General features: G+C 64.0%; 1 protein-coding gene. It reads left to right on the top strand.

Translation table 11 applies throughout. The features are described from left to right. The first annotated feature begins 59 nt into the window (after window positions 1-59). Window positions 60-1,151, top strand: coding sequence for a transposase (locus A7B18_RS21085; protein ID WP_102128613.1), 1,092 nt, complete (start codon window positions 60-62; stop codon window positions 1,149-1,151). Window position 1,152 lies beyond the last annotated feature (1 nt).

The following is a 1,152-nucleotide window of genomic DNA, read 5'->3' as shown; positions in this document are numbered from 1 at the left end:
CTCAGAACTTGCACCTGAATAGGTAGCGAAAAAGCGCTCCCAGGGGCGAGAAAGAGGGTGTGTGGAACCTCAAGCTTCGCGGGGAGCGCGCTCGTATTTTGGCAGATGCGCTCCTCGCTGTCCCGACCAGCCCGTACCAGCAGCGCAGCCTGGAGGCTGCGCTAGGGCTCTTCCTGGACCTGAAGACGAAAAAGGCACTGCATCGCGCCCAACCCGTCAGCGCCAGTGCGCTGAGTCGCCTGCTGAACGTGTACGAATGGGACACGGCAGTCTGCTGGGCGACCCTCGTGCAGGGCCAGTGGCAGGCCCTGCTGCGCGCGGCACGACGCAAACACCTCCCTCGCCTGCGATTGTGTGTCGACCTGACGAGCGTTCCAAAGACGGGACGCAAGCTGCCCTTCGTCCGCGTCTACAACGAGGTCTACGGCATTCATCTGGTGGTGCTGTACGCGGTGTATGGGAACTTCAAGTTCCCTGTGGGCTACCGAGTGTACCGGGGGAAGGGGTCCCCTTCCCCCGTCCGGCTCGCCCTGGACCTGCTGGCAACCGTGCCCGCCGAGGTAAGTCGCCGCTTCGACGTGTGGGTGTTGGGGGACAGTGGTTTCGAGTCCTCGGCCTTCCTGCAAGGTGTGCGGGACCTGGGCTTTGAGTTCGTGGTCGGGGTCCGTTCAACTCGACGCACCGACCATCCCGGCCACGTCACGGTGGAGGACTGTGAACACGGGGGCTGGATTCATCTGGCCAACTGGCCCTGGGAGCCCCTGACCCTGGCCCGGGTCGACCGAGGGGAGCGGACCTTTTTCTCGGTCGCCTCTCAACTGCTCGCGGGCGACAGGGTCGCCCGTGAGGGCGCACGGCGCTGGGCCATCGAGTCATTTTTCAAAGAGGCCAAGCACGGCTTTGGGCTCAACCGGTTCGCGTTGCGAACCGCTCAGGGGCTCGACCGCTGGGTGCTACTGGTCTTTGCCGCGTTCACCTTGGCGATGCTCTGCCGCGCCGACACCCTTTCACTGGAACAGGCGGCGGAAGTCGCCGCCCGGGTGGCCCTGCCCCTGCTGGTCATTCAACGACTCGCTGCACAGGTCTGTCGAGAGGAAGAATTCCTGCGCCAGCACGGGTATTCACTCACCTTATCCAGATGCAAGACCTAAG

It is taken from the genome of Deinococcus planocerae (assembly GCF_002869765.1).
Classification (GTDB): Bacteria; Deinococcota; Deinococci; order Deinococcales; family Deinococcaceae; genus Deinococcus; species Deinococcus planocerae.
The sequence above is the reverse complement of the archived record's forward strand: the minus strand, read 5'-3'. Positions and strand labels throughout refer to the sequence as shown.